The following is a 25,754-nucleotide window of genomic DNA, read 5'->3' on the forward strand; positions in this document are numbered from 1 at the left end:
GGCGGGTTGAAGATATACGCGCCGGTTATTCTCTGCTTTAGCGCTTACTAATTGGCAGCTGGTAGAGGTAGCCTAGCCCAGCAGCTCCTCGATGTCTTCTCGCGTTAGCGATTTTATTACGGCCTCGTCGGTCGTTATCAAATCGCTCACTAGCTGTAGCTTGCGCCGTTGTAAAGCCAGAATCTTCTCCTCCACGGTATTCTGGCTGATGAATTTATACACAAATACCGGCCGCTGCTGGCCGATGCGGTGGGCGCGGTCGATGGCCTGTGCTTCCACGGCCGGGTTCCACCACGGGTCGAGGATGAACACGTAGTCGGCCGCCGTGAGGTTGAGGCCCACGCCGCCCGCCTTGAGGCTGATGAGGAAGATTTGGAGGTCGGGGTCGTGCTGAAAGCGTTCCACCTCGCCCTGGCGGTCGCGGGTGTGGCCGTCGAGGTAGGCGTAGGCGAGCTGGCGCTCGTCGAGGCCGGCGCGCATGAGCGTCAGGTGCTGCACAAACTGGCTGAAAACCAGTACCTTATGCCCCTCCGAAACTACGCTGCGAATCATGCGCAAAATCTCACGCATCTTGCCCGACTCGCCTTCGTAGGTCTGGTCGGCCAGGTGCGGGTGGTTGGCAATCTGGCGCAGGCGCGTGAGGCCCTGGAGTAGCAAAAGCTGGGTGCCGCCCGCCGGGGTGGGGGCATGGCCCTCTAGGCTCTCCATTATTTTATTACGGTAGAAGCTCTTGGTTTCCTCATAAAACTGCGCTTGCTCTTCGGTGAGCGGGCAGTAGCTGAGGTGCTCGGTTTTTTCGGGTAGCTCGCTAGCTACCTGAGCTTTGTGACGTCGCAGCACAAAGGGCTTGATGAGGGCGTGCAGCTTTTTGGTGCGGCTTTCGTCCTGGTTTTTCTCAATAGGCTTCACGAATTCCTTGCGGAAAAACGCCTGTGTACCCAGCAAACCAGGATTGATAAACGTCATCTGCGACCACAAGTCCATCGTCGAGTTCTCGACTGGCGTGCCGGTAAGAATGAGCCGGTGTCGCGCTCGCAGCTGGCGCACGGCCTGCGCCGTAGTCGAGCTGGGGTTTTTAATGGCTTGCGACTCATCAAGGATTACGTAGTCAAACTGATAGCTGGCTAGTAGCTCCGTATCGAGGCGCACGATGCCGTAGCTGGTCAGCACCACGTCGTAGTCGGCAAACTGGCCTACGTTTTTGTCGCGGTAGGTGCCGGTGTACACCAGCAGGCGCAGGCTAGGGGTGAACTTGCGCGCTTCAGCCATCCAGTTGTAAACCAGCGAAGTAGGCAGTACTAGTAGCGAAGCCGCGCCCTGGCTAGCCCCACTTTCCTGGCGCTCAAGCAGCATGACCAGGGTTTGCACCGACTTACCCAGGCCCATGTCGTCGGCCAGGCAGCCGCCCAGGTGGTAGTCTTGCACAAAGCGCAGCCAGTTGTAGCCCGCTTGCTGATACGGCCGCAAGGTGCCCCGGAAGCCCACCGGCAGCGGCCGGTCTTCTACCGCCGCAAAGTCGCGCAGCTTTTCGAGGCGGCGCGTGAGCGTCACGGTAGCCAGATTATCGGCTTCCAGGTCATTGACCAGCGACAAGTGGTGGCGGCGCAGGGCGAGCGGCTGGCCCTCCGTTTCTTCAGCAAAAGCGAAAAGCTCCAGGTAATCGGTAAACCACTCGTCGGGGATGAACGCGACCTGGCCGTTGGGCAGGCGGTATTCGCGGCGACGCTGCAAAATGTAGGGCCGCAGCCGGATAAACGGCACCGCGTAATCGCCAAACCACACCGTGCCCCGCACATCGAACCAGTCGCCACGCTCCTCAATGCCCACTTCCACACGCACCGGCCCGATGAAGTAGTCTTGGCTAGCCGTGGCACCGCCCTGCACCTGAAAGCCTAGCTCGCCCAAGGCGGGTGCGTTGTCGTGCAGCCAGCGGAAAGCCTCGGCTTTGGGCAGGCTGGCGTGGCCCTCGGCATCGAGGGGCAGGCCGCGCAGGCGCAGCTCTTCGGCGCGGTCGTTTTCCTCTTTGGCCGAGCGCAGCAGGCGCCGAAATATGTACGAATCAGCGTCTTCCTCCAACTGCACGCTCATGGCGCGCGGCGGCGTCAGGGGCAGGTCGTAGGCGCCGTAGCGGAAGGTAAGCGTAAAAAATAGCGGCGCTTCGTCGGTGCCCGCGCCCGGAATCACGACTGGCTTAGGCATCGGCACGCGGCCACGCCGGGGCGGGCCGGGCGGGCGCACCGGCACCAGCGGCACGCCGCCGGCCGGGGCCGGCGGCACGTCCGAAAACGTGAGCTGCGGCCGGGCCAGGTAGCGCTCGGTGCGAATGTCGAAGCCGCGCGCGTGCACATCAAACGACTCCATGAGCGGCGCCACAAACTTTTGGAAGTAGCTCTTTTCTACCGCCCTAGGCACCGTGATAAACTTCTTGTTCAAAAACGGCAGCAGCTTGCGCCCGTCCACGTCGTGGCGGAAGCAGTAGAGCACGTCGTCGAGCAGCAGCCAGGCCGGCTGCTGGCACACGAGCACCGCATTCTTGAATTGAAAGTCAAGCTTTTGATTCTGAAACTGAATCGTGGGGAAGTAATGCGTGCTTTCTTCGTTGCGGCGGAAGTGAAACAGCACCGAGGCCGCCACTGGGGCTAGCCGCAGCTCGCGCCAGGTGGGCTCGCCATCGCGGCCCATAATGAAGACGTGCTTGCCCTGCAGGCCCGCCAGCAGCCGGCCTAGCCGGGTTTGCACGTAGCGGGCAATGGCTTCCTGCAAGGGCTTGTCGCCCTTTTCGGGGTGATAGGTTTTTAAAAAAAAGTCCGCCGCCGTGATTTTACGGGGCCAGAACTCTTTAATAACGGCGTCTTGCTGCAGCTGGTCGCAGAGCGCGATGAGCTCGTAGTCGTCCTTCTCCAGCCCGTCGGCAAATTCAGGCGCGTTCTTGGCCGAAATAGTCTGGTGCTGCAGTGTCAGGCGGCCGCCGGGGCCTAGCTGCACCACGTGGGCCGTAAAAAGATGCCCCAGGTACTCGTGCGCGAACAGCGAGTAAACTAATTGGAATGGTTGCGCAGTAGAAACATTCATAGCCGAGCACGAGAGCGTGCAAGTTAGCCCGCGCAGCCGGTATTCCAGAGTGATATTCCTCAGTTTTGCACCAGTAGCCGCCGGCCCCGCCTACGCCCGAGGCTGCCTAGAGGTTTTCCCGAATTTGCATTCGCCCAGCATTCAACGCTGGGCGAATTGATACTGCCAAGGTTATCGAAATGATAGCCAGGGATATAAAGAAGATGTCGGCGGCCTGCATCTTTACCGGATAGGAATCTACCACGCTCGTGGCCATGCCCATGCTCACAATGTGAAAGGTTTGCTGCACCCAGCACACGGCCACGCCCAGCACCAGCCCTGCCACGGCGCCCACCAGCGCCACAATAGCACCCACCAGCAGAAATGATTGCCGCACCAGCTGCTCGGTAGCCCCGATGGCTTGCAGCACGGCAATGTCCTTGCGCTTGTCGATAACCAGCATCGAGAGTGAGAAGAAAATATTGAGCGAGGCAATGAGCAGGATGAAGGCGAACGTAATGAACACAAACAGCTTCTCAATCTTGATGGCCTTGAGCAGGCTCACGTGCTGCTCGTCGGAGTCGAGCACGGTGAAGCCCTGGCCCAGGCGCTCGCGCAGGTCGTCCTTCACCTTGTCGGCCTTAAAGCTGGCCCCTACGTGCACATAAAGCGCCGTGCGCCGGTTGCCATAGCCCAGCAGGCGCCGCGCAAAGGTGAGCGGCACGAATAGGTAGCTGTCGTCGAGGTGCTGCTCTATCTGGAAGATGCCGCCGGCCAGGATGGTTTCTTCATTAAATGCCTTTTCGGGGTTGATATTGAGGGTTTTGCGGCCGGGCTCCTGGCGCGGGTAGAGCAGGCGCAGGGGGGCTAGCCGGTTGTCGAGCACTACGCCGAGCTCGCGCTGCACGCCCTCGCCTACCAGGGCGTATTCGCGCTCGCCCCGACGCAGGCGGTGGTCGCCGGCCAGCAGGTTTGAGTCGATAGGAATCTGGCCGAAGTAGTTTTCGGAGAGGCCGCGCATCTTCACCACCATCTGGCGGTCGTGGTATTGCAGCAGGGCGTTGTCTTCGATAACCTCGGTGAGCAGGGCCACGCCCGGCGTGTTCTGCACTTTGGTCAGCAGCAGCGTATCGATGGGAAACGACTTGCCCTGGCGCGCCGCAATCACCAGGGTAGGGTCCGACTTGCCGTAGAGCGAGCGCACGAGGTCTTCGAGCCCGTTGAATACCGAGAGCACGATGATAAGCGCCGCCGTGCCCACCGCCACCCCCACCATCGAGATGTTAGAAATGATGGTGATGATGTTGCGCTTCTTCTTGGATAGAAAATAGCGGCGGGCAATGAGGAGCGGTACGTTCACAGGCAGGCTTGTACGCAAAAATGGGCTAGCTGGCTTTGCGCAGTTCGTTGTTCATAAAGTCTGCTAGCCCCACTAGGCACGCATGTAGTTCACGGATGACCTCCTTGCGCTTGCAATAGTTGCACCACCGAAGACTGGTAGTGCCAGCTGGACAGCAAAGTAGTTTAGGGAAAGCTACGCTACTTCCAGGCTTTCACGATGAGGCCGGTGCCCGAGTCGTGGGTGGTGCGGGCATCCCACCAGTTGAGTAGCAGGCAAAACGGAAACACCACGGCATAATAGAACGGTAGCAGCACGAAAAACCAGCGTGACCGGCCTAGCATCAAAATTGGGTACTTCATGCTGAGGCGCCACGATACCTGGCCCGGCTCGCCGTAGCTGTAGCGGGCCTCGATGCGCTCGAAGCCGGCGGTGCGCAGCTTCTGCTGAATCTCGTGGATGTTGTAGCCGTCGCGCACGTGCTCCTCGATAAAGCTCGTCTCGGAGTCGGTGTGCACATCGGAGCCACCCTGGTCGCTAGGGGTCGAAATGAGCAGCATGCCGCCATCCTTGAGCGAAGCGTGGATGTTGCGAAACACCTCCACGTCTTCCAGAATGTGCTCCATCACATCGACGGCAATGGCCAGGTCAAACGAGTTGGGCTCCTGATACAGCACCAGGTCTTGCACCGCAAACTGCACCTGCGGCCGGCCGATGGCCCGGAAAAAATTGTTGGAATCGGCCACCTGCTCCTCCTTCACGTCCACGGCCAGGATTTGCCACTGGCTGCTCAGGCCGCTGAGCCAGTAGCTGTACTGGCCGTAGCCGGCGCCGGCATCCAGGATGTTGAGCGGCTCGCGGGTACGGCCTTTGGCCCACTTGCGCAGCTCGCGGTGCACGTGCCAGGTGCGCAGCAGCAAGAGGTCGAGCAGGTGGTAAAAGAGGCGCCGCAGCCACGGCGAGCGGTTGAAGACGTTGCCCAGGCTGCGCTTAATCGGGTCGTAATACAAATCGGTGAGCGGGTGAGATGGTGAACTGTGAGGGGCTGAACAGGGGCAGATGGTTGGCCGCAGCGAACCAAGCCGCTATGTCACGATTTCACTACTTGAATAGGCGCGGGCGCGGCGTTTCGCCAGCCGTATCGTCGCCCTCTGCGTCTTCGGGCGGCGGCGCCGGAATGTCGAGCTTGCTGAGCACCGTATCCATGTGAGCAGCGTAGGCGGCGCTGTCATCGTGAAAGAACACAAGCTCGGGCACCACCCGTGCCTGGTTGCGGATGCGCTTGCCCAGCGCATGGCGAATTTCCTTGGTGTGCTCCTTGATGGCGGCCAGGCGCTCGGGCGCATCGGTGCCTAGCAGCAGGCTCAGGTACACGCGGGCCACGCCCAGGTCGGGCGTCACCTTCACGGTGCTGATGCTGGGCACCAGCCCCCCGCTGAAGAGGTGCGGTAGGTCGCGCTGCAGCACCTGGGCCAGCTCCTGCTGCAGCAGGCTAGCCATTTTCTGTTGTCGTTTGCTTTCCATAACTCCTTGCTAAACCACAAAGGTACGCTGCCCGGCAGGGTGGTTTTCAGTTTGGGGGCCGGCCGGGTTGGGGATTAGAGCGAAGCGCCGACCTTTGCCCTTCGCTAGCCCGCGCTTAAAATCAGAAATCTCCCACGTGCTTCGGTTTTTTAAAAGCTCTTTACCGGCCCAGCTGCTGGTGCTGCTGGCCCTGGTGCTGGCCCTGCGGCTGCCGCTGCTGTGGCTAGGGGTGCCGGTGTCGGCGGCCGAGCTGCGCCTGCTGCTGCTGGGCGAGGGCGTGGCCGGCCGTGCCTGGCCCTATCGCGACCTCTACGACGGCACCGCGCCGCTGGCGGCCGCCGCGGCTGGCTTGCTCGAGCTGGCCTGGAGCCGCCCGCTGCTGCTGTATCGGGCTGCCGCGCTAGGGCTGCTGCTGGTACAGGCCCTGCGCTTCAACGCGGTGCTTAACCGCGCCGATGTGCACCCCGAGCGTGGCTACCTGGCAGGCCTCACCTACCTGGTGGTGGCTAGCCTCACTTCTGACCTCGATACCTTGTCGCCGCTGCTCATCGGACACACGTTTATCATCTTCGCGCTCAGTGCCTTGCTGCCCACCTCGCGCGAGGGCTACGACAACCGCCGGCTGTTCAGGGCCGGGTTTTTGGTAGGGCTGGCGGCGCTGTGCTACCTGCCGCTGGCCTTTTTTGTCGGGCTAGGGCTGTTTGCGGTGCTCATCTTCGCGGCCAACTCCTTTCGGAGCTCGTTGCTGCTGGTGTGCGGGTTTTTGTCGCCCTACGCGCTGGTAGCCACGGTGTTTCTCTACGTGGGGGCGCTGCCCGGCTTCAGTGCCATGCACCTCGAGCGCGGCTTGCGCCCCGCCGTGGCTGCCGCCGATGGCCTGCCGCCGGCCGTGGCCTGGCCACTGCTGGTCGGAGTGGCGGTGCTGCTGCTGTTAGCCCTGTTGCGGGCGGGCAGCACTGCTCTAGGGCTGGTTTTGCAAAGCAAGTTTCGGCAGCTGATGCTGGTGTGGCTGCTGGTGGCGCTGGCGGTGCTGGCGGTAGGGCGGGGGCTGGCCCCGGGCTCGGTGCTGGTGCTGCTACCGCCGCTCAGCTACTTTGGGCTGTACTTGTGGCAGCAGCTGCCGGGCCGCGCCGGCTGGCTGCCCGAGCTGCTGTTTGTGCTGGTGCTGGGCCTGGTAGTGGTGCTGCGCTACCGCGAGCTGGTGCCGGGGCTAGCCACCCTGCTGCGCCTGCCGCCCGAAAGCACTTTTGCCCCGCAGCCCAATCCGGCCTACCGCCAGCTAGCCCCCGGCCAGCCGGTGCTGGTGCTGGGCCCCGACCGCCGTGCTTACCTGGCGCATCCTGCCGCCCGGCCCTACCTCGACTGGCCTTTGGCCGAAACCGATTTCAGCCATCTCAACGAGTACGCGGCCGTGGTGCACATCGGCCGCAGCCTGGGCCAGCGCCCGCCGGTATACATCCTGGACCAGAACAAGCTGCTGCCTCGGTTGCGCTACTTGTTGCCCCAGGTTTTCGGGGCCTATGAGCCAGTGCCCGGTGTGGCTGGGGCCTATCAGCTCAGAAAGTAATTAAGGAATAGCTACTAAAAAGCCCCGCCGAGCTATTGCTCAACGGGGCTTTTTCTGTAAGCGAAGTGGGCTAGCCCACCGGGTTGGCGTTTTGCACGGCCAGTTCCTGGTTGAGCCTGGCGGCGCTGTTGCGGCGCACCACGCGGGCAATGTGAATGCTGAGCTCGTAGAGCAGCAAAATGGGGATGGTAACGATAATCTGGGCCGAGATGTCAGGCGGCGTGATGATGGCCGCGATGATGAGAATGACCACAATGGCGTGCTTGCGGTAGAGCGTCATCAGCTCGGGCGTCACGAGGCCGGCCTTGGCCAGGAAGAACACTATCATGGGCAGCTCAAACACGAAGGCGCACGACAACGTCATGGTGGTAAGCGTGCTCAGGTAGCTCTGCAAGTCAATCTGGTTCTGAATGGTAGCGTCAACGGTATACGACGCCAGGAAGTTGATACTCAGCGGTGCGGCAATGTAGTAGCCGAACAGCAAGCCCAGAATAAACAGAATAGAAACGAAAAGTACCGCCCCGCGCGAGTTGGCCCGCTCGTGCGGATACAGGCCCGGCTTTACAAAGCGCCACAGCTCCCAAAATAGATACGGAAAGGCCAGGCAGATACCCACAATAAACGAGGTGCTGATGTGCATGGTCAGCTGTCCACTCATCTCGCGGTTCTGAATGATGAAGTTGACCTGATTCTCGCACGGGTCGGTAGAGCCAAACAGGTGCCCGATTTTGCAAAACGTCTGGTACGTCCAGAAATCGGAGCGCGAGGGGCCTAGTATGAGGTCGTGAAAGAGAAACTGCTTGTTGAAAAACGCAACCAGTGAAAAGACCACCACGGCAATAGCCGCCCGGATGATGTGCCAGCGCAACGCCTCCAGGTGGTCGATAAAGGACATCTCCGCTTCGCCTTCGGCGAGGGCGCGGTTCTGCTGAAATTTTTGAGTGGGAGAGGCCAACGGATATATAATGAGTATGTTAATAATCGTTTGTCCTTGCGAGCGCAACGAAGTGAAGCGCGGCAATCTTTCCTTCACGCTAGGGTTAGTAATCCTAACGACAAAGGAAGGATTGCCGCGCTTCACTTCGTTGCGCTCGCAATGACAAAAGCCCTTTACGAGGCTTACGCTCTCCTGGCTTTTATGCCTGATACAACGGGTAGGCTTGCAGCCACTCGTTTACCTGCTGGCGCACGCTGCTAATGCGGCTAGCGTCGGCGTGGTGGGTGAGGGCCTCGTCAATAAGCTCCACAATGCGCGTCATGTCGGCTTCGACCAGACCGCGGGTAGTTACGGCCGCCGAGCCAATCCGGATTCCGCTCGTCACGAAAGGCGACTTGTCATCGAAGGGCACCATGTTTTTGTTGATGGTGATGTCGGCCTGCACCAGGGTGTTCTCAGCCAGCTTACCGGTGAGACCCTTCGAGCGCAGGTCGATGAGCATCAGGTGGTTGTCGGTGCCACCCGAAATAATGTCGTAGCCCCGATTTAGGAATTCTTTGGCTAGGGCCTGGGCATTCTTCTGCACCTGGTGTACATAGCGAGTGTAGCCTTCGCCCAGCGCCTCGCCAAAGGCCACGGCCTTGGCGGCGATTACGTGCTCCAAAGGCCCGCCCTGCGTGCCGGGGAACACGCCCGAGTCGAGCAGCGCCGACATGGGCCGAATTTCACCCTTCGGCGTCTTCAGGCCGAAGGGGTTGTCGAAATCCTGGCCCAGCATGATGAGGCCGCCGCGCGGGCCCCGCAGAGTCTTGTGCGTGGTAGTCGTTACAATGTGGCAATGCTCGAAGGGCGAGTTGAGCAAACCCTTGGCGATGAGGCCGCTAGGGTGCGAAATATCGGCTAGCAGCAGGGCGCCCACCTCGTCGGCGGCGCGGCGCAGGGCCGCGTAGTTCCAGTCGCGCGAGTAGGCCGAGGCCCCGCAGATAATCATCTTGGGGCGCTCGCGGCGGGCAGTGTCCACCACTTTATCCCAGTCGATGAGGCCGGTTTCTTTCTCCACCCCGTAGAAGCTGGGCTGGTAAAGCTTGCCCGAGAAATTGACCGCCGAGCCGTGGGTGAGGTGGCCGCCGTGGCTGAGGTCGAAGCCCAGGATTTTATCGCCGGGGCTCAGGCAGGCCAGCATTACGGCCGCATTGGCCTGGGCGCCCGAGTGGGGCTGCACGTTGGCCCACTGCACCCCAAACAACTCCTTCACGCGGTCGATGGCTAGCTGCTCTACTTGGTCAACTACTTCGCAGCCACCGTAGTAGCGCTTGCCGGGCAGGCCCTCGGCGTACTTGTTGGTGAGCACCGAGCCCTGCGCCTCCATTACCTGGTCGGAGACATAGTTCTCGGAAGCAATGAGCTCCAGGCCATGGGTTTGGCGCTGGCGCTCCTGCGCAATGAGGTCGAAAACGGCGGTGTCGCGCCCGGCGGCAACGGCGGAGGTAGGGGCAGTAGCTTGCATGGCTCCAAAAGTACGACCGCGCCGTTCAGCGCTTCGCAATGGAATAAGGTTCTTCTCGGTTTTCTACCAGGTGCAGCTGCCAGGTATCTAGGTCGAGGGCCGCCAGGTGGCGCAGTTCGGGGTTTTGCAGAAAAACACAGCCGGTATCCAAGCCGACGGCGCCAGCCTTGGCCGCCACTTTTTCCTGCACTTCGGCCAAGGGCGTGGGCACGTGGCCGTGCAACAGGCGCCGGCCCGCCAGCCGGCTAGGGTCGAATACGAAGCTCTTGGTGTAGAGCATGCTGTGCATATCCTGCCGCATCTGGTCGGGCGGCAGGGCAAAGTTGAAGCCGGCGTGCACGAGCACATAGTCGGGCAGCTCTAGGGTAAGGGGCAAGTTGGTCATCCACTGCACGTAGGGCGAAGGGATGTCGGCCGCTCGCGCCACCCCAAAGCTGGCCAGGGTCATTTCGCGCTCGGCTTCGAGCTTCCACATATCGTTGGCGTTGGGCTCCCCGGCTATAGTAGCCAGCAGCTCGTGCTCGTGGTTGCCGCGCAGGCAGTGCACCTGGTAGCCAAAGCCTTGCAGCTGCATGATATAGTCGAGCATGCCGCGGCTATCGGGTCCTTTATTCACGTAGTCGCCCAGTAGGTAGAGCGTGTCGGTGGGGCGCAGGCGCAGCTCCTGCTCCACGAGGTAGCGGAAGGTGCGCAGGCACCCGTGTAGGTCGGTGGCGGCAAAGCGGCGAGCCATCTTTTCAAGTGAGAAGCGATGAAATAAACCGATACGAAAAAGCCCCGGCCTGGGGCGCGGGGCTTTTTGCTAAGAATGGGAGCTAGCCCATTGGCTAGGCATAGCTGCCTTTGCCGTTGTCGGGCTTGTTGTGGCCACGGTTGGGATGCGTGGTGCCGGCATCTTCGACCTCGTTTTGGAGGCGCTCTTCGGTGGCTTCGTCGAGCTTGCCGGCGGGCAGGGCGTCGGCTTTGGTTTGCTCGGGCAGGCCGGCTTCGTTTTTATTGGTCTGCGATTCTTTATTGCGCTCAGTGTGGTGGGTAGCCATGGGAAAAGGAATTAGCGGTGAATAATGAGCAGGTGGCCGGAGCTGCTAGGGCTACAACACCAGCCACTTACTTTTAAAAGCCAATATCGAGGCCCGAGTCCTGGGCACCCGGGTCGTTTTGCTCGGCGTTGGTGTCGGTGCCCGTCACGGGCTTTTGGGGGCGGGGCGCCATTTGGCCCATCCCTACGTGCGAGTTGCGGTCCTTCATTTCGTCGGGGCCGCGGCGCAGGTCGTCGGCTTCGAGCTCATCGGCGGGGCCACGCTGCGGGCGGTGCCCCTCGTCGTCGCGCTCATCGTCGGGACTGGGCAGGTCCTGGTCTCGGCGTTGGTCGGCGCCCTCGCCGGCCGTGCGCATGTTGTCGCCGGGCTGCTCGCTGTCGGGGGCATCGGTGCGGGCGTTCATGGCTACGGCCGTGACGCCTTCGCTGCTATCGGTGCCGAAGCCTTCCTTGCCATCGCGGTTGCCGAAGCCGCCGCGGGCTTGCTCATTCTTGGGCGGGTCGGCGTTCGGAATGCGGAGGCCGGCGGCAAATTCTTGTTCGGTCGTATCGTCGTTGATGACGCGGATGGGACGGTTGTTCGGGTCGACTGACATAGGGAGGAAAGCTAAGCAATTGGTAAAGGGGTTTACTTAGGTTTGCCCATTTGGGTTTACCGTACCTTTGCCCCATGCCCGAAGCCGCTGCCCTGACCCTTGTGCCCACGCCCATCGGCAACCTCGAAGACATCACCCTGCGGGCCATCCGCACCCTGCGCGAAGTAGACCTGGTGCTGTGCGAAGACACCCGCACCAGCGGCCGCCTGCTGCAGCACCTCGAGCTCAAAAAGCCCCTGCTAGCCTACCACCTGCACAACGAGCACAAGCAAGTGCCACACTTGCTCGAACGCCTGGCCAAGGGCGAGCGCATGGCCCTGGTGAGCGACGCCGGCACGCCGGGCATCTCCGACCCGGGCTTCCTGTTGGTGCGCGAGTGCCTGGCCCGGGGGCTAGCGGTGGAGTGCCTGCCCGGCCCCACGGCGCTGGTGCCGGCCCTGCTCAAGTCGGGCTTCGGGGCCGAGCGGTTTGCGTTTGAAGGCTTTTTGCCAGCCAAGAAAGGGCGCCAAACCCGCCTGCAGGAGCTAGCCCGCGAAACCCGCACGCTCATTTTTTACGAGTCGCCGCACCGCATTGTGAAAACGCTGACGCAGCTCGCCGAGGTGTTTGGCCCCGAGCGCCCGGCCAGCGTGAGCCGCGAGCTCACCAAGCTGTTTGAAGAAACGCTCACCGCGCCACTGGGCGAGCTGGCCGCCCTGCTAGGGGCCCGGCCGGCCATTAAGGGCGAAATTGTATTGGTAGTAGAAGGTGCTAAACAAGAACGAAGTGAGCGCAGCAAATACAACTCCCGCGATGACCGCGACGACGACCTCCCCGACGATGGCGACGCCGACGATGACCCCGACGCCTAGCGGCCCGCTAGGCCGCCTGGGGCAGTCGCCGCCGCTGCTTGCTTTGCTGGGCGCGGCGCTGCTGTGGGCCGCCTGGCCGGTGCACCCGGCGCCATTTGCGCTGCTGCTGTTTGTGGGCTTTGTGCCCTACCTGCGGCTAGAGCAAGTGCTGACGGCGCAAGGTGCCCGGCGTGGGCGCGTGTTTGCGTTCACCTACCTTTTCCTAGTGCTCTGGAATGCCTTTACCACGTGGTGGGTGAGCTACAGCACACTAGGTGGCGGCATTGCGGCGGTGGTCCTCAATGCCGCGCTCATGTGCCTGCCGCTCCTAGCGTTTCGGCGCACCAAGCAGCGTTTTGGTACTAAAATTGGCTACCTCTCCCTGCCGGTTTATTGGATAGCCTTCGAGCAATTGCACCTGACCTGGGATTTGTCGTGGCCCTGGCTCACGCTCGGCAATGGCTTTGCCAGCGCCACCAGTTGGGTGCAGTGGTATGAGTACACCGGCTTTTTGGGTGGCTCGCTGTGGGTGTTGAGCGTGAATGTGCTGGTGTTCTGGGCGTGGTTTGGGACGGGCGGCGTGCGCCCCTGGACTATAAACGGGCCGCGCCGCTGGCGCTGTGCGCTGCCGATGTTGGCCATCTGGCTGCCCATTACTGTTTCACTCACTATCAACCACAGCTTTCAAGAGAAGGGGCCTGGTGCCGAAGTGGTAGTCATTCAACCCAACATTGACCCCTACGAGGCGAAGTTTCCCGGCACTGCCAATTTCATTCCCTTCAACGAGCAGCTGACGCGCTTGCTGGCCCGCACCGAGGCCGCCATCACGCCCGAAACGCGCCTGGTGCTCTGGCCCGAAACGGCGCTCGATGAAGTGTATCTGGAAGCCACCTTCAATCAAAGCCCGCAGGTGGCGCGCATCCGGCAGGAGCTGCTAGCCCGCCATCCGGGCCTAAGCTTGCTAACGGGTATCACAAGCGCCGGTACGTACCCCGACGCGGCCCACGCGTCGCCCACCGCCCGCCACCGCGACGACGCGGGGTATTACGATGTCTTCAACACCGCCGCCTACTTTGCCGATGCCAGCGCGCCGGTGCAGTTCTACCACAAAAGCAAGCTGGTGCCCGGCGTCGAGAAGATTCCGCCCGTCCTCAGCAGCGTGCTCAGCAATATCGACCTGGGCGGGGTGGTCGGCTCCTACGGCTCGCAAGATGAGCGCACAGTGTTTCCACCCGCGCCCGGCGCTCCGGCCCTGCGGCTAGCCCCCCTCATCTGCTACGAAAGCATCTACGGCGACTTTGCGGCCCAGTACGTGCGCAATGGCGCCACGCTGTTTGGCCTCATCACCAACGATGGCTGGTGGAGCGACTCGCCCGGCTACCGCCAGCATCTGGCCTACGGTGCCCTGCGTTGCATCGAAACCCGCCGCGACCTCGCCCGCTCGGCCAATACGGGCATCTCGGCCTTCATCGACCAGCGCGGCACCATTTCGCACCGCACCGGTTGGTGGGTGGGCGCCGTCAGCCGCGCCACCGTGCACCTCAATACCGAACAAACTTTCTACGTGCGCTACGGCGAGCTCATCGGGCACGGTGCGCAGGGGCTGGCGGTGCTGGGTATCATCGGGCTGGTGCTGGTGCCGCTGGTTCGCCGGAAATAGGCCCTAGCCGTACGTCGGCATAACAGAGATTTTTTATCAACCTGACTCACTACTAAAGATTGATGACCCCCGACCTTCTTTCGCTCTCCCACGCCGTAGCCGACCTCTGCCGCCAGGCTGGCGCGTTCATCCGCGAGCAAGTCAGCAGCTTCGACCAATCGAAAATCGTGACCAAGGGCCTGCACGACCTCGTTTCCTACGTCGATAAGGAGTCGGAGAAAATGCTGGTAGAAGGCCTGCAAAAGCTGTTTCCCGAAGCGGGCTTTGTGACCGAAGAAGGCACCGTGGCCAACTCCGACGCCAGCGTGGCCTACCGCTGGATAATCGACCCGCTCGACGGCACCACCAACTTCATCCACGGCCTGCCGTGCTTTGCGGTGAGTGTTGCCTTGGCGCGCGGCAACGAGCCCGTGCTAGGGGTGGTGTACGAGGTGAGCCGCGACGAATGCTTCCGCGGCGCCGAAGGCCACGGCGCTTTCCTGAACGATAAGCCGATACACGTGAGCACGGCGGCCCGCATGGACGACTCGCTCATTGCCACGGGCTTGCCTTTCTACAAGTTTGACCACATGGATGCCTACATGGCCATTCTGACGGAGTATGCGCAGCACTCGCGCGGCATCCGGCGCTGGGGCTCGGCTGCTACCGACCTGGCCTACGTGGCCTGCGGGCGCTTCGACAGCTACTTCGAGTTTAACATTAATGCCTACGACGTGGCGGCCGGTATCTTGCTGGTACGCGAAGCGGGCGGCCGCGTCACGCAGTGGCTAAAGGACGGCGACCCGGTCTTCAACCGCGAAACGTTGGCTACGAATGGCTTACTGCACGAGCAGATGCAGGCTGTGCTAAAGCAGCATTGGCAAGAAGGCTATAAGTCGTAGCCGGCCTGGCGGGCAAACTTTCCTTCCGTGCCGCTGGTTTTATCTTCATCATGGACGCTCAACTGCTCATTATCATTGCGCTATTTGCCGCCGCCCTGTTTTACCTGGGCCGGCGCTTGTGGCTAGTCTTCGCTGCTAAGGGCCAGGCGGGCTGTGCGAAAGGCTGCGGCGGCGCCTGCGGCGCGGCCCTCGATGTAGAGGCCTTGCAGCGCACTATTGAGGCGCGCACGGCCAGCCACTAATCTGGCGGCTTAAAAACTGTAGGTTTGATTAATCCCCGGCCGCCCCGGCTCCGTATAGCCGGGGCGGCCTGTTTCTGGGCCCGCCACATCTTTCGCCACTCGAAAACACCTACCGCCATGCAGGACAAAGAAGAAATGACCTCGATGACTACCGTCGAGAAAAAGCTGAAAAGCCAAGGCTACACCCACGACTTTACGGTGCAGGATGGCCGCCTCACCACCATGGACGACCAGAGCTCCCGCACTTTCAGCCCCGAGGAGACGACGATTGTGGACTACTTCCGCTTTGAAGGCGAAAGCAACCCCGACGATATGGCCATCCTTTATGCTATTGAAACTGCTGACGGCGCCAAAGGCACTGTATCGTCGGCCTATGGCACCTACGCCAACGAGGATGTAGACCAGTTCATTCTGCAAGTAGAATCGCTGGGCAAAAACCTGATGAAGGGCAAGAAATAGCTCGCAGCCGGCTCGGCGCAGAGGCGCCCGCTAGGCTAATGCGCCTGATAAAACAGAAGAAGCCGCCTACATTGGCGGCTTCTTCTGTTTTTGGTATGATGGCTAGCTTATTGTAAACAATGACTAGCCCAAGCTGCGGAGCGGAGATACCGATAGATTTTAGTTGATGCTGAGGAGATAGAGGTAGCGCTAGCCCCACACCTTGGTGCCCTCGGTGCAGTTGCGGCACATGTCTATCTGGTCGCGGCCCTTGAGCAGCGCCTGCCGGAAGCCCTGGTATTTCTGGCCGTGCCAGAGCGCCCGAAAGCTCTCGTGCTGGCTATCGCCGAGGCGGTACTCAGCGTCTTTGTCGAAGCAGCAGGGCACCACCTTGCCGTCCCAAGTCACTACGCACGAGTGCCACATTTTCCAGCAGCCGTTCACGAGCTTGTTTTTCAGGCTATAGGTGCCGTTGCCATTATTGGCGTAGCGCGAGTAGTAGTCGATAGTAGGAATGAGCGGCGAGCCCTGCTGGTAGTCGTAAATCTGGGCAGTTTTAAACCACACATCGTCTACGCCCATCGCCTGGGCCAGTGCCCGGGCGTCTTCAATCTGGTGCTCATTAGGCCGCACTACCAGAAACTGGAAGATGATGCGCGGCGTGGTGCTCTTCAGCTGCTTGCGCCACTTCACTATGTTACGGGTGCCGGCCAATACTTTCTCCAACTTGCCGCCTACGCGGTACTGCTGGTATACCTCTTGGGTGGTACCGTCGAGCGAAATAATGAGGCGGTCCAGGCCACTTTCTACCGTTCGCCGGGCGTTCTCCTCGTTTAGAAAATGGGCGTTGGTGCTGGTGGCCGTGTAGATGCCCTTCTTACTGGCATACTCCACCAAATCAAGAAATTGCGGGTGCAAATAAGGCTCGCCCTGGAAGTAGAAGATGAGGTACCACAGCCGGCTAGCCACCTCATCCATTGTTTTTTTGAACAGCTCGGCCGGCAGCATGCCCGTAGGCCGCGTGAAGGAGCGCAGCCCGCTAGGGCACTCGGGGCAGCGCAGGTTGCAACTGGTGGTGGGCTCGAAAGAAAGCGCTACGGGCAGGCCCCAGGCGCGCGCGCGCCCCGTAAGCCGACTCAGGATATAGGACGCCACCACCTGCCCCCCGTTGAGCACACGGGTGGGCGTGGCTTTGCGCAAAAAAGAAACGGCGTCGTGAAAGGTAGAGCGCATAGGGCAAAGGTCGGCGCTAGCCGCTAGGCCCCAAAGACAGGCGACCCGGCCCGGAAGTTTTCACCGGGCCGGGTCGCCTGTCTTTGGGGCTAGGCCCAGACCAAAATTATTTGGGGGCGCCGGGCAGCTGCGCCACGGCTGCGCTATACACGCCGGCCCGGCCAAACGACTGGTTTATCTCGTCTACCGCGGCGCGGCTGCTCAGGCGCTTAGGCTTGGGATTGAGGATGGTACCATCTTCGCCGAGCAGGATATAGGTCGGCACTTCCTGAAGATTATACGCTTTGGCTACTTCCGAGCGCAGGCCGCCGGTGGCGCGCACGTGCACGCCGGGCAGCTTTTTAATCGTCACGAGCTGCTTCCAGGGCAACTCCAGCTCATCGAGCGCCACATTGACAAACACAATGTTTTTGCCTTCAAAGCGCTTGGCCAAGTCTTGGGCATAGGCTAAGTCGCGCAGACACAGGCCGTTGGTGGTTTTCCAGAAGTTCAGGTATACCAGCTTGCCCTGAAAGCTGCTCAGCCGTACCGAGTCGCCAGCCGCCGACAACAAGCGAAAATCGGGCGCCTGTGAGCCGATAGCCAGCGCCTTGTGCTTGGTAAAGTCGTTATCGAGCGTTGCGATGTACCGCTTTTTAGTGTCGAGTGCCCGAAAATCGGCGAGCATAGCAGCCGACTGCCGCACGTGCCCGAAGCGAAACGACTCTTGCAGAATGCGGCCGAGCGTGAGCAGCTTCATCTGGCCGTTGAGGCGCTTGCTGGCGAGGGCGTAGCAAAACGGATAGAAATCGGGGTCGGTGCGCTGATGCTTTTGCTGCGCGGCCATGTAGTGAACATAGTTGAGCAAAAACTCCTGAAACTGCTCGTTGCCGATGGCCGTCTGGTCGTTCAGCAGGTTAGGGTCGCGCAGGTAGTCAAAGTAGCCGGGCGTCATCGTCATCCGGCCCTCGGTGCTTACTACTTGCTCGCGCAAATCGGGGAAGGTCAGGCGGTCGTTAGCGTTGGAATAAGTAATCTCCGCCTTGGCATAGTTATAAAAATCGATGGTAAAAGACTGCCGGGCGGCGCGGTCTTCCAGGAAGTTTCGCTCGTGCTTAATGCGGTAGTCGAGGAAAGAGACGAACGGAGCTTCGTACAATTGGATGTTATCGGGCAATACCTGAAAGCCATCGTTCGAAACAAACTGCTCGTCAAACTCGGCCAGGTACGAGTTGGCGTTAGCCATCTGCTGGCGGTGGCGCTGCGCGTCGGTCAGGTTAGCGCTGTTGCGCAGCTTGGTAGCGAAGCCCGTAGGCACATCATTGGCCCGAAACTTCACCGTGCCGGGCAGGTCGTCAGCCTTAAAGCGCACATCCATATCGGTGCCGGGGTCCAGAAACAAGTCGGCCACGGCATCGCCGTACACCAAATCTGCTTTGGTGGAGCCGCTAACCGGAATGCTGAGGCGAAACTCCCCCTTCTCATTCAAGCGCGCGTAGCTAATGCGCTCTTTGCTATCAAACGGGCTGTCGTGGATAGATACGGCTACGGTATCCGAAGTCGGGCTCGTTACACGGCCCGTTAGCACAGCGATGTTGGCCACCGGGCTAGCGGGTGCCTGCGCCGAAGCTGCCGACACCAATGCCCAACTACTTACCCAGGTTAAAAGACACGTAAATGTTAGTTTCATATAGTAGCAGGACGTAGGCCAACGAGCCTGAATAAGCTAAATAAACAAACAGGTGTAATAAGTGTACCTATCCGCTTTCTCGGTAAAAGTCAATTACGGCATCGAAGATAAGGCACGTAATGCACACACCTAGCACAACTTCAGGGCAAAAATAAAATGCCCTGAAATTGTACTATTAGCTATTTGATTCAGCCAAAAGCCGAGCCTAAATTTTCACTTTCCCAACCCGGCGCGCCGCCGCTAGCCTGCTTTATCCAAACAAACCCTGGAGCACCTCATCGAGGCGGCTCACGGCCTGAATGCGCAGGCCGGCACGGTCTTGCTCGGACAGGTTGCGGCCGTTGAACTGCGACACGTACATCTCCCGAAAGCCCAGCTTTTCGGCTTCGGCCAAGCGCTGGTCGAGGCGGGGAACGGCGCGCATCTCACCGCTCAGGCCCACCTCGGCGGCCAGGCACACGTCGCCCGGTATGGGTAGGTCGTTGAGGCTGCTCACCACGGCGGCGCATACGGCCGCATCGAGGGCCGGGTCGTCGAGGCGCAGGCCGCCCGCAATGTTTAGAAACACATCGTGCTGGCCTAGCCGCAGGCCGGCGCGCTTTTCGAGCACCGCTAGCAGCATTTGCAGGCGCTTGGCGTCGAAGCCGGTGCTGCTGCGCTGGGGCGTGCCGTAGGTGGCGGGCGTCACCAGGGCCTGTACTTCTACCAGCAGTGGGCGGTTGCCCTCCAGCGTGGCGCCGATGGCCATGCCGCTCAGGCTCTCGGCGCGCTGCGACAGCAGAATTTCGCTAGGGTTGCTCACCTGGCGCAGGCCAGTGCCCTGCATCTCGTAAATGCCTAGCTCTGAGGTGCTGCCAAAGCGGTTTTTGATGGTGCGCAGGATGCGGTAGCTCAGGTGGCGGTCGCCCTCAAACTGCAGCACCGTGTCCACCATGTGCTCCAGGATTTTGGGACCCGCAATGCTACCATCTTTGGTAATGTGGCCGATGAGCAGCACCGGCGTGCTCGTCTCCTTGGCGTACTTCAGCAGCTCGGCGGTGCACTCGCGCACCTGGCTCACCGAGCCGGCGCCGCTCTCCACGAGCGTCGAGTGCATGGTCTGGATAGAGTCGATAACCACCACGTTGGGCTGCACCTGGTCTATCTGCCGGAAGATATTCTGGGTGTTGGTTTCGGTAAGGATGTAGCAGCCGGGGTGCTGGCCGTCGGCCAGGCGCTCGGCGCGCATCTTTATCTGGGCTTCGCTTTCCTCGCCGCTCACATACAGCACTTTGAGCTTTTTGAGGGCTAGCGCTATTTGTAGCATCAGCGTGCTTTTGCCGATGCCCGGCTCGCCGCCGATGAGCACTAGTGAGCCGGGTACCAGCCCGCCACCGAGTACGCGGTTCAACTCGCCATCGGGCGTAAGGATGCGCGGCTCTTCTTCGTGCTGAATATCAGCCAAAGGCCGCGACTTAGCGGCTTTCTGCAGGTTGCCGCCAGGTACGGTGCTGGCGGGTTTCCACTGGCCGGTAGTGGTAGCGGCAGTTTCCTTCTGCACCACTTCCTCTACGTAGGTGTTCCACTCGCCGCACGAGGGGCAGCGCCCTATCCATTTTGCCGACTGCGCGCCGCAGTTCTGACAGAAAAACACACTTCTTGCCTTGGCCATTCTTGCTAAAATTATTCGCAAGAATAAGGCAAAAAAGGCCAAAAAAGTTGCCGTAGCCACCCTAGCCTGTGCCACCACAGCGGCACGAGCTAGGCCTGCCTAGCCAGCCACTACTGTGCGCCGGATGCCTAGCTTCTTCATGCGTGCCTCCAGCGTTTTAGGGTTGATGTCGAGGAGTGTAGCAGCGCCCTGCGCGCCGCTCACGCGCCCACCCGTGCGATGCAGCGCTGCCAGGATATGGTCGCGCTCCTGCTCACGCAAGGTCTTGATAGGAGCCTCGCTAGCCCCTGCTGTGGCGGCGGGTGCCGGGCTAGACACCACCTCGGCGGCCGGGCCCGGGCCGGGCGGCAGCGCCCGGAGCACCGGCCCGGCCGCAAAGCCCCCAAACTCCAGCCACTGGCCCTGGCTCACGATGATGGCCTGCTCAAGTACGTGCTCCAGCTCGCGGATATTGCCGGGCCACGGGTAGGCCAGCAGCGCGGCCATGTCGGCGGGTCGAACGGGCCGGGGCGGGCGTGCCAAGCGCTTGCTGAGGCTAGCCAGGTAGTGTTGCACCAGGGGGGCTATGTCCTGCGGGCGCTCGCGCAGGGGGGCTAGCTGAATCGGAAACACATTGAGCCGGTAATACAAGTCGGCCCGGAAGCGGCCGGCGCGCACTTCATCTTCGAGCACGCGGTTGGTGGCGGCCAGCACGCGGGCATCGGTGGTGAGCACGCGGTTGCCGCCCAGGCGCTCAAACTCTTTTTCCTGCAGCACGCGCAGCAGCTTGGCTTGCAGGTCGAGGGGCAGCTCGCCTACTTCGTCCAGAAAAATAGTGCCGCCATTGGCCAGCTCAAATTTGCCAATGCGCCGCTCCACGGCGCCCGTGAAGGCGCCCTTTTCGTGGCCAAATAGTTCGCTCTCAATAAGCTGGGCTGGCAGGGCCGCGCAGTTGATTTTGACCAGCGCCCGGCCGTGGCGAGGCGAGGCCTGGTGCAGGGCCCTAGCCACTACTTCTTTGCCGGTGCCCGTTTCGCCGGTGATGAGCACCGTGGCGTCGGTGCCCGCCACCTGGGCAATGCGCTGGCGCACTTGCTGCAGCGCCGGGCTGGTACCCACCAAGCCATCGACGGGCCGGTCGGTGTTGATTTCGTCAATCAAATAGGTGCGCTCCTGCTCTACCTGCGCCTTCAGTTCTTCAATCTGCTCGAAGGCAAACAGGTTTTCGAGGGCTAGCGTTATCTGCGGCACTAAGGCCTCCACGGTGGCCAGGCTCTCGGTTGTAAAGCCGTCGGGAACGGGCGAGGCCAGCATCAGGACGGCTGCCATGTCGGCCCGCTGCCAGATGGGCACAATCATCATGGCGCGCACCTGGTGCTCATCATAGGCACTGCGCATGGCCGGATAGCGCACGGCAAGCTGTCGAAAATCGTCGCCTGCGTAAAGACCAGACAATTGTAACATGCCGCCTACTTGCTTGTACATGGCGGCCACTTCTTGCTGCCGGTTGCCTTGGTGCCGGTTGGGGTCGAGCGCAACTAGGTCGCCAGTGGGGTTATCATTAGGGCGGGCAAACTCAGCAAAGCCTTCAAACGCCTCACGGTGCCCGGCGCGCTGCACCCGGATGCCAAAATAATCGAATGGCACTACTTGCTCTAATTCTTCCGCAATGGCTCGAAACAGCGGCTCGCGCTGCTTGATGCTGAGTAAGGCGTTGGTGACGTTGAGTTGCAGGGTGCGCTGCTGCTCGCGGCGCGCTACTTCTTCAAAATCAAGCGAGTTGCGCACCGCAACCGCAACTAGCGAAGTTATTTTTTCGAGCAGCTGCTCATCGGCTGCCGAGTACGCGGGCGGCCGAATAGTAGAAAGAATGAGGTAGCCAGTCAGCTGGCCATTGAGCCACATGGGCACCATGGTCATGTAGCGGATACCTTGGCGCATCAGTCGCTGAAAAGGCTCGAAGTCAGCGTACTGACGTACGTACTCGCCCAGCTCGATGTGCTGGATGCGCGGGTCTGCAACCAGAAGCTCAACCGGCGAGCCGGCAATAGGCGTGAAGCTGATTATGTTGGCTGGCGTAGGCTCGGGCGGACTTATATTAGAGTAGTCCTTGAAAAACAAGCGCTTGTTCAGGAGTTCCTTGTCAAAGATGCTGATGCCCATCATCTCGAAAGGAAAAATCAGCCGCAGCTTGCGGGCGATAATCTGAAAAAGCTGGTCCTTGTCGCGAATAGTGGCAATGGCCTCGTTCAAGTGCAGCAGCAGTGATTCGTCTTGATTGGGATGAAGAGTCATTACATTTGGGGGTAATTCCTGACATATGAGGAAACCCTGTAAATTTATTTTTGTTTTAATTGGGGCAAAATAAAAAATGGCTTGCCTATTTAGCAGTAGATAAGCAGCTTACAAGAAAATACAGTGGCTGCAGCCAGTTGGCACGCGGTTAGGTAAGCGGAGGGCACACTACTACGCCACTTGGCTTATGTTTTCTAGATATCAACTTGCCGGCTTCGCGGGGCTGACGCTAGCGGGTGGCCTGCTTACCCAGCCGGCCCTGGCCCAGAATCAGCCCAGTGTGCCAGCGGCCAGCCAGGCCATTGGCTTGGTGAGCGACTCGCTGACCCTCGGCAGCACGGTGCAGGCCGTGCTCGATGCCAACCCCGGCATCACCAACCTCACCGAGCTGGCCAACGCGGCTACCAGCCGCCTCTCGCAGACCCAGGCGGGCTTTTTGCCCCAGATAACGGGCTCGGCTACCTACACGCGCATCGACCCGGTATCGCAGATTCAGCTGGCGCCGGGCGGCGATGTGCTGTCTTTTGCGCCTAACAACAATTACGACGCCCACCTCACGGCGCAGTACGAACTCTACGACTTCGGCAAGCGGGCGGCCTCAACCAACTTGTCGCGCTCGCAGGTGCAAACCGCCCAGGACAACGTGCTGGTAGCTCGCCGCGACTTGGCCTACAGCGCCGCGCAGGCTTACTATAACATCTTGTTTGCCCGCGAAAGCATTCGGGTACAGGACCAGCAGATTGCCTCGTTGGTGGCCCACCGCGACGAAATGCAGAAGCGCGTGGACGCCGGCGTGAGCACCAAGTTTGACGTGACGACTACCGACGTGCGCATCACGCAGGCCCAAAATCAAAAGCTGGACTTGCAGAACCAACTGCAAAACCAGCAGGTGCAGCTGGCCCGCCTGCTGCACAAGCCCCAGCAAGCCGACATTCCGGTGCGTGGTCGCCTCACCTACGAGCCCCAAACGGTAAATGTAGAAGCCGAGCTGGCCAAGGCTGCCACCAACCGCCCCGAGGCTAAGCTGGCCAAAGACGCCGAAGTGAGCGCCGACATGCAAAGCAGGCTTACCGCTAAGAGCAACCTGCCCGTGCTGGGCGTAGGTGTGCAAGCGGGTGGCAAAAACGGCTACCTCATTCCGGGCGTGGCACCTGCCGATGCCTTGCAGCGTGTGCGCTTCAACACGGTGGGCGTGGCGCAGCTGTCGGTGCCCATCTACGACGGCAATAAAAACCGGAAGCAGCGGGTAGAAGCCGCCGCCAACTACCGCGCCGCGCAGGCCAAGACGCAGGATACGCAGGAGCAAATCCGCGCCGATGTGCGCCAGGCTGCCAACAACATGGCATTCAGCCAGGCGCGCTACGACAACGCCGTGCAGCAAGTGGCGCAGGCCACCGATGCCCTGGAGCGCGCCCGTGGCCGCTACCGCTACGGCGTAGGCCAAAACCTCGACGTGCTCGACGCCGAAACCCAGCTGGCCCAGGCCCGGCTAGCCCGCGCCCAGGCAATGTACAACTACACGCTCGGCCAGTACCAGCTGCGCCGCGCCACCGGCGAGCAGATTTGGCAATAGGCTAATGACAAGTGGCTAGTGGTCAGTGCTTGATGAAAAGTGCCTGATTGAAACGACCATTATCCATTACTAATTAACCAGTAAGAAATGACGCTCTCCACCATTCTCTGTCCGCTTGACTTCTCGGCCGCCTCGGCCGCGCTGGTGGCCTACGCTGCCGCGCTGGCCGTGGGCACCGGGGCCGAGCTGCGCCTGCTCTATGTGCAGGAGCCCGCCGTGCCGGCCCCAGCCGCGATAGAGGCTTCGCTGCACGCGCACCGTGCGGCCGCCGAGGCTGCCGGGGCTAGCCGTGTGTATACCAATACGGTGCATGGAGAGGCAGCCCCGACCATCCTGGCCGAGGCCGAGCGCCACCATGCCGACCTCATCGTGATTGGGGCGCACGGCCAAACCTGCCTCAGCCGCTTTTTAATGGGCAATACGGCCGAAATGGTTGTGCGCACTGCGCCTTGCCCCACCTTACTCGTAAGAGAATAATACCCGGTTGCTTGTTACACCAGCAGGCAATTCCTTCATAATCCGCAATCAATTCCTCTCCCATATTCTCATGGCTACCCAGACCGAACTCCAAGACGCCCCTCCGACCGCCGTGGCCGAGCCGCTGGAACCCGAAAAGAAGCGCAACCCGCTCGTAATCATTATAGTGGCCCTCGCGCTGCTCGTTGGTGGCTATTTTGGCTGGACCAAATACCGGTTTGCCGAAGCGCACGAAAGCACCGACGATGCTCAGGTAGAAGGCGACATCTACCCGGTGCTGCCCCGCGTGAGCGGTCCCGTGCTGAAAGTGTATGTCGATGACAACCAGATAGTAAAAAGGGGCGACACGCTCGTGACCATCGACCCGGCCGACTACCAGCAGCGCGTCGATGCCGCCCAGGCGGCCCTGCTAGCCGCCCAGGCGCAGGTGGCCGCCGCCCGCGCGGGGGTTAGCTCCGCTCAGGCTGGCGTGGGTACTGCCCAGGCCAACGTGCGCACTGCCCAAACGACCATTGGGGTGAGCGCTGCCAATCGCACCCGCTTGCAGCAAGACCTGGCCCGCAGCACCAAGCTGCGCAATCAGGATATCATTCCGCAGAGCGAATACGACGCCGTGGCGGCCAATCTGAAAGCGACCAGCGCCCAGCAAAGCACGGCCCAGGACCAAGTATCTGTGGCCCGCAACCAAGTAGCAGCTGCGCAGCAGCAGGTAGCCCAGGCCCAGCAGCAAGTAGCCGTGGCCCAGGCCGTGGTGAAGCAGCGCCAGACCGACCTCAACAACGCCAAGCTTCAGTTGAGCTACACCACCATCGTAGCGCCCGCCAATGGCATTGTGAGCCGCAAAAACGTGCAGCCTGGCCAGGTAGTAAGCCCCGGCCAGCAACTGGTGGGCCTAGTGAGCAGCGCCCGCACCTGGGTAGTAGCCAACTTCAAAGAAACCCAGCTCGAAAACATGAAGGTGGGCCAGCCGGTGAAGCTCGAAATTGATGCTTACCCCAACGAGGAGTTTGATGGCCACATCGAGTCACTGTCGGCCGCTACGGGCGCCCGCTTTGCCCTGCTGCCTCCCGACAACTCGACTGGCAACTTCGTGAAAGTGACCCAGCGCATACCCGTCAAAATCGTCCTCAACAAGGAAGACCCCGCCCACCCGCTGCGCACGGGTATGAGCGTGAACGCCATCGTGGCGGTGAAGTAATTTCTTAGATTGTCCTGGCAAGCAGCACCTGTGCTACTTGCCAGGACATGAGTTATACAGTCAGTACT

Annotated in this window: 22 protein-coding genes; 9 read left to right on the forward strand and 13 right to left on the reverse strand. The window is 60.9% G+C overall.

Going from position 1 to position 25,754, the window contains the following annotated elements:
• Positions 1-72: 72 nt before the first annotated feature.
• From J4D99_RS11565 to J4D99_RS11580, 4 genes are all read right to left on the reverse strand, one after another.
• Positions 73-3,072, reverse strand: a complete 3,000-nt coding sequence (locus J4D99_RS11565; RefSeq protein WP_208131869.1) for a DEAD/DEAH box helicase — start codon at positions 3,070-3,072, stop codon at positions 73-75.
• Positions 3,073-3,178: 106 nt separating this feature from the next.
• Positions 3,179-4,411: an FtsX-like permease family protein gene (locus J4D99_RS11570; RefSeq protein WP_208131870.1), complete on the reverse strand. Its 1,233-nt coding sequence runs from the start codon at positions 4,409-4,411 to the stop codon at positions 3,179-3,181.
• Between the two features lie 179 nt (positions 4,412-4,590).
• Positions 4,591-5,400, reverse strand: a complete 810-nt coding sequence (locus J4D99_RS11575; protein WP_208131871.1) for a class I SAM-dependent methyltransferase — start codon at positions 5,398-5,400, stop codon at positions 4,591-4,593.
• A gap of 91 nt (positions 5,401-5,491) precedes the next feature.
• A complete protein-coding gene (locus tag J4D99_RS11580) occupies positions 5,492-5,914 on the reverse strand; it encodes a ribosome-binding factor A (RefSeq protein ID WP_208131872.1) in 423 nt (140 codons plus the stop codon).
• A gap of 136 nt (positions 5,915-6,050) precedes the next feature.
• Between J4D99_RS11580 and J4D99_RS11585 the strand changes: the two genes are divergently transcribed.
• Positions 6,051-7,481 (forward strand): hypothetical protein, encoded by a 1,431-nt coding sequence (locus tag J4D99_RS11585; protein ID WP_208131873.1) that lies wholly within the window; start codon positions 6,051-6,053, stop codon positions 7,479-7,481.
• Positions 7,482-7,551: 70 nt separating this feature from the next.
• Here the strand turns inward: J4D99_RS11585 and tatC are convergent, their stop codons facing one another.
• From tatC to J4D99_RS11610, 5 genes are all read right to left on the reverse strand, one after another.
• Positions 7,552-8,436, reverse strand: a complete 885-nt coding sequence (gene tatC, locus J4D99_RS11590; protein ID WP_236018629.1) for a twin-arginine translocase subunit TatC — start codon at positions 8,434-8,436, stop codon at positions 7,552-7,554.
• A 181-nt stretch (positions 8,437-8,617) separates the two neighbouring features.
• Positions 8,618-9,925 carry a serine hydroxymethyltransferase gene (gene glyA / locus J4D99_RS11595; RefSeq protein WP_208131874.1) on the reverse strand — a complete coding sequence of 436 codons (1,308 nt, stop codon included), beginning with the start codon at positions 9,923-9,925 and terminating at the stop codon, positions 8,618-8,620.
• Between the two features lie 25 nt (positions 9,926-9,950).
• Entirely contained in the window at positions 9,951-10,658 is a 708-nt protein-coding gene (locus tag J4D99_RS11600; RefSeq protein ID WP_208131875.1) for a metallophosphoesterase, read from the reverse strand.
• 94 nt (positions 10,659-10,752) lie between these two features.
• Positions 10,753-10,965 (reverse strand): hypothetical protein, encoded by a 213-nt coding sequence (locus J4D99_RS11605; RefSeq protein ID WP_208131876.1) that lies wholly within the window; start codon positions 10,963-10,965, stop codon positions 10,753-10,755.
• A 73-nt stretch (positions 10,966-11,038) separates the two neighbouring features.
• Positions 11,039-11,560, reverse strand: coding sequence for a hypothetical protein (locus tag J4D99_RS11610; RefSeq protein WP_208131877.1), 522 nt, complete (start codon positions 11,558-11,560; stop codon positions 11,039-11,041).
• A gap of 74 nt (positions 11,561-11,634) precedes the next feature.
• Between J4D99_RS11610 and rsmI the strand changes: the two genes are divergently transcribed.
• The 5 genes from rsmI (at position 11,635) to J4D99_RS11635 (ending at position 15,632) form a co-directional block, all read left to right on the forward strand.
• Positions 11,635-12,411, forward strand: coding sequence for a 16S rRNA (cytidine(1402)-2'-O)-methyltransferase (gene rsmI, locus J4D99_RS11615; protein WP_208131878.1), 777 nt, complete (start codon positions 11,635-11,637; stop codon positions 12,409-12,411).
• Positions 12,395-14,050, forward strand: coding sequence for an apolipoprotein N-acyltransferase (lnt, locus tag J4D99_RS11620; RefSeq protein WP_208131879.1), 1,656 nt, complete (start codon positions 12,395-12,397; stop codon positions 14,048-14,050). Before rsmI ends, lnt begins: the two co-directional genes overlap by 17 nt.
• A 62-nt stretch (positions 14,051-14,112) precedes the next feature.
• On the forward strand, positions 14,113-14,931 hold the full coding sequence (locus J4D99_RS11625; RefSeq protein WP_208131880.1) for an inositol monophosphatase family protein: 819 nt from the start codon (positions 14,113-14,115) through the stop codon (positions 14,929-14,931).
• Positions 14,932-14,981: 50 nt separating this feature from the next.
• A complete protein-coding gene (locus J4D99_RS11630) occupies positions 14,982-15,173 on the forward strand; it encodes a FeoB-associated Cys-rich membrane protein (RefSeq protein ID WP_236018630.1) in 192 nt (63 codons plus the stop codon).
• 117 nt (positions 15,174-15,290) lie between these two features.
• On the forward strand, positions 15,291-15,632 hold the full coding sequence (locus tag J4D99_RS11635) for a hypothetical protein (protein WP_208131881.1): 342 nt from the start codon (positions 15,291-15,293) through the stop codon (positions 15,630-15,632).
• Positions 15,633-15,821: 189 nt separating this feature from the next.
• Here the strand turns inward: J4D99_RS11635 and J4D99_RS11640 are convergent, their stop codons facing one another.
• The 4 genes from J4D99_RS11640 to J4D99_RS11655 all read right to left on the reverse strand — a co-directional run bounded on the left by J4D99_RS11640 (position 15,822) and on the right by J4D99_RS11655 (position 22,438).
• Entirely contained in the window at positions 15,822-16,844 is a 1,023-nt protein-coding gene (locus J4D99_RS11640) for an SPASM domain-containing protein (RefSeq protein WP_208131882.1), read from the reverse strand.
• Positions 16,845-16,950: 106 nt separating this feature from the next.
• Positions 16,951-18,462: a TlpA family protein disulfide reductase gene (locus J4D99_RS22195; protein ID WP_208131883.1), complete on the reverse strand. Its 1,512-nt coding sequence runs from the start codon at positions 18,460-18,462 to the stop codon at positions 16,951-16,953.
• Between the two features lie 301 nt (positions 18,463-18,763).
• On the reverse strand, positions 18,764-20,164 hold the full coding sequence (gene radA, locus J4D99_RS11650) for a DNA repair protein RadA (RefSeq protein ID WP_208131884.1): 1,401 nt from the start codon (positions 20,162-20,164) through the stop codon (positions 18,764-18,766).
• 99 nt (positions 20,165-20,263) lie between these two features.
• Positions 20,264-22,438, reverse strand: coding sequence for a sigma-54-dependent Fis family transcriptional regulator (locus J4D99_RS11655; protein WP_208131885.1), 2,175 nt, complete (start codon positions 22,436-22,438; stop codon positions 20,264-20,266).
• Positions 22,439-22,625: 187 nt separating this feature from the next.
• Here J4D99_RS11655 and J4D99_RS11660 point away from each other — a divergent pair, with 187 nt between their 5' ends.
• From J4D99_RS11660 to J4D99_RS11670, 3 genes are all read left to right on the forward strand, one after another.
• Complete coding sequence (locus tag J4D99_RS11660; protein ID WP_208131886.1) at positions 22,626-24,011, forward strand: TolC family protein; 1,386 nt, start codon at positions 22,626-22,628, stop codon at positions 24,009-24,011.
• An 87-nt stretch (positions 24,012-24,098) separates the two neighbouring features.
• On the forward strand, positions 24,099-24,488 hold the full coding sequence (locus J4D99_RS11665) for a universal stress protein (protein ID WP_208131887.1): 390 nt from the start codon (positions 24,099-24,101) through the stop codon (positions 24,486-24,488).
• 70 nt (positions 24,489-24,558) lie between these two features.
• Entirely contained in the window at positions 24,559-25,686 is a 1,128-nt protein-coding gene (locus J4D99_RS11670; RefSeq protein WP_208131888.1) for an HlyD family secretion protein, read from the forward strand.
• Positions 25,687-25,754: the final 68 nt, after the last annotated feature.

The sequence above is a fragment of the Hymenobacter sp. BT559 genome, assembly GCF_017571525.1.
In the GTDB taxonomy this organism is placed as follows: Bacteria; Bacteroidota; Bacteroidia; order Cytophagales; family Hymenobacteraceae; genus Hymenobacter; species Hymenobacter ginsengisoli.

Bases quoted from the DNA above. Each gene is read 5' to 3' on its own strand.
- lnt (WP_208131879.1), top strand. From the start codon at position 12,395: ATGACCCCGACGCCTAGCGGCCCGCTAGGCCGCCTGGGGCAGTCGCCG.
- J4D99_RS11600 (WP_208131875.1), bottom strand. From the start codon at position 10,658: ATGGCTCGCCGCTTTGCCGCCACCGACCTACACGGGTGCCTGCGCACC.
- J4D99_RS11665 (WP_208131887.1), top strand. From the start codon at position 24,099: ATGACGCTCTCCACCATTCTCTGTCCGCTTGACTTCTCGGCCGCCTCG.
- rsmI (WP_208131878.1), top strand. From the start codon at position 11,635: ATGCCCGAAGCCGCTGCCCTGACCCTTGTGCCCACGCCCATCGGCAAC.
- J4D99_RS11660 (WP_208131886.1), top strand. From the start codon at position 22,626: ATGTTTTCTAGATATCAACTTGCCGGCTTCGCGGGGCTGACGCTAGCG.
- radA (WP_208131884.1), bottom strand. From the start codon at position 20,164: ATGGCCAAGGCAAGAAGTGTGTTTTTCTGTCAGAACTGCGGCGCGCAG.
- J4D99_RS11580 (WP_208131872.1), bottom strand. From the start codon at position 5,914: ATGGAAAGCAAACGACAACAGAAAATGGCTAGCCTGCTGCAGCAGGAG.
- J4D99_RS11640 (WP_208131882.1), bottom strand. From the start codon at position 16,844: ATGCGCTCTACCTTTCACGACGCCGTTTCTTTTTTGCGCAAAGCCACG.
- J4D99_RS11610 (WP_208131877.1), bottom strand. From the start codon at position 11,560: ATGTCAGTCGACCCGAACAACCGTCCCATCCGCGTCATCAACGACGAT.
- J4D99_RS11635 (WP_208131881.1), top strand. From the start codon at position 15,291: ATGCAGGACAAAGAAGAAATGACCTCGATGACTACCGTCGAGAAAAAG.
- J4D99_RS11565 (WP_208131869.1), bottom strand. From the start codon at position 3,072: ATGAATGTTTCTACTGCGCAACCATTCCAATTAGTTTACTCGCTGTTC.
- J4D99_RS11625 (WP_208131880.1), top strand. From the start codon at position 14,113: ATGACCCCCGACCTTCTTTCGCTCTCCCACGCCGTAGCCGACCTCTGC.
- J4D99_RS11605 (WP_208131876.1), bottom strand. From the start codon at position 10,965: ATGGCTACCCACCACACTGAGCGCAATAAAGAATCGCAGACCAATAAA.
- J4D99_RS11655 (WP_208131885.1), bottom strand. From the start codon at position 22,438: ATGACTCTTCATCCCAATCAAGACGAATCACTGCTGCTGCACTTGAAC.
- J4D99_RS11630 (WP_236018630.1), top strand. From the start codon at position 14,982: ATGGACGCTCAACTGCTCATTATCATTGCGCTATTTGCCGCCGCCCTG.
- glyA (WP_208131874.1), bottom strand. From the start codon at position 9,925: ATGCAAGCTACTGCCCCTACCTCCGCCGTTGCCGCCGGGCGCGACACC.
- J4D99_RS11670 (WP_208131888.1), top strand. From the start codon at position 24,559: ATGGCTACCCAGACCGAACTCCAAGACGCCCCTCCGACCGCCGTGGCC.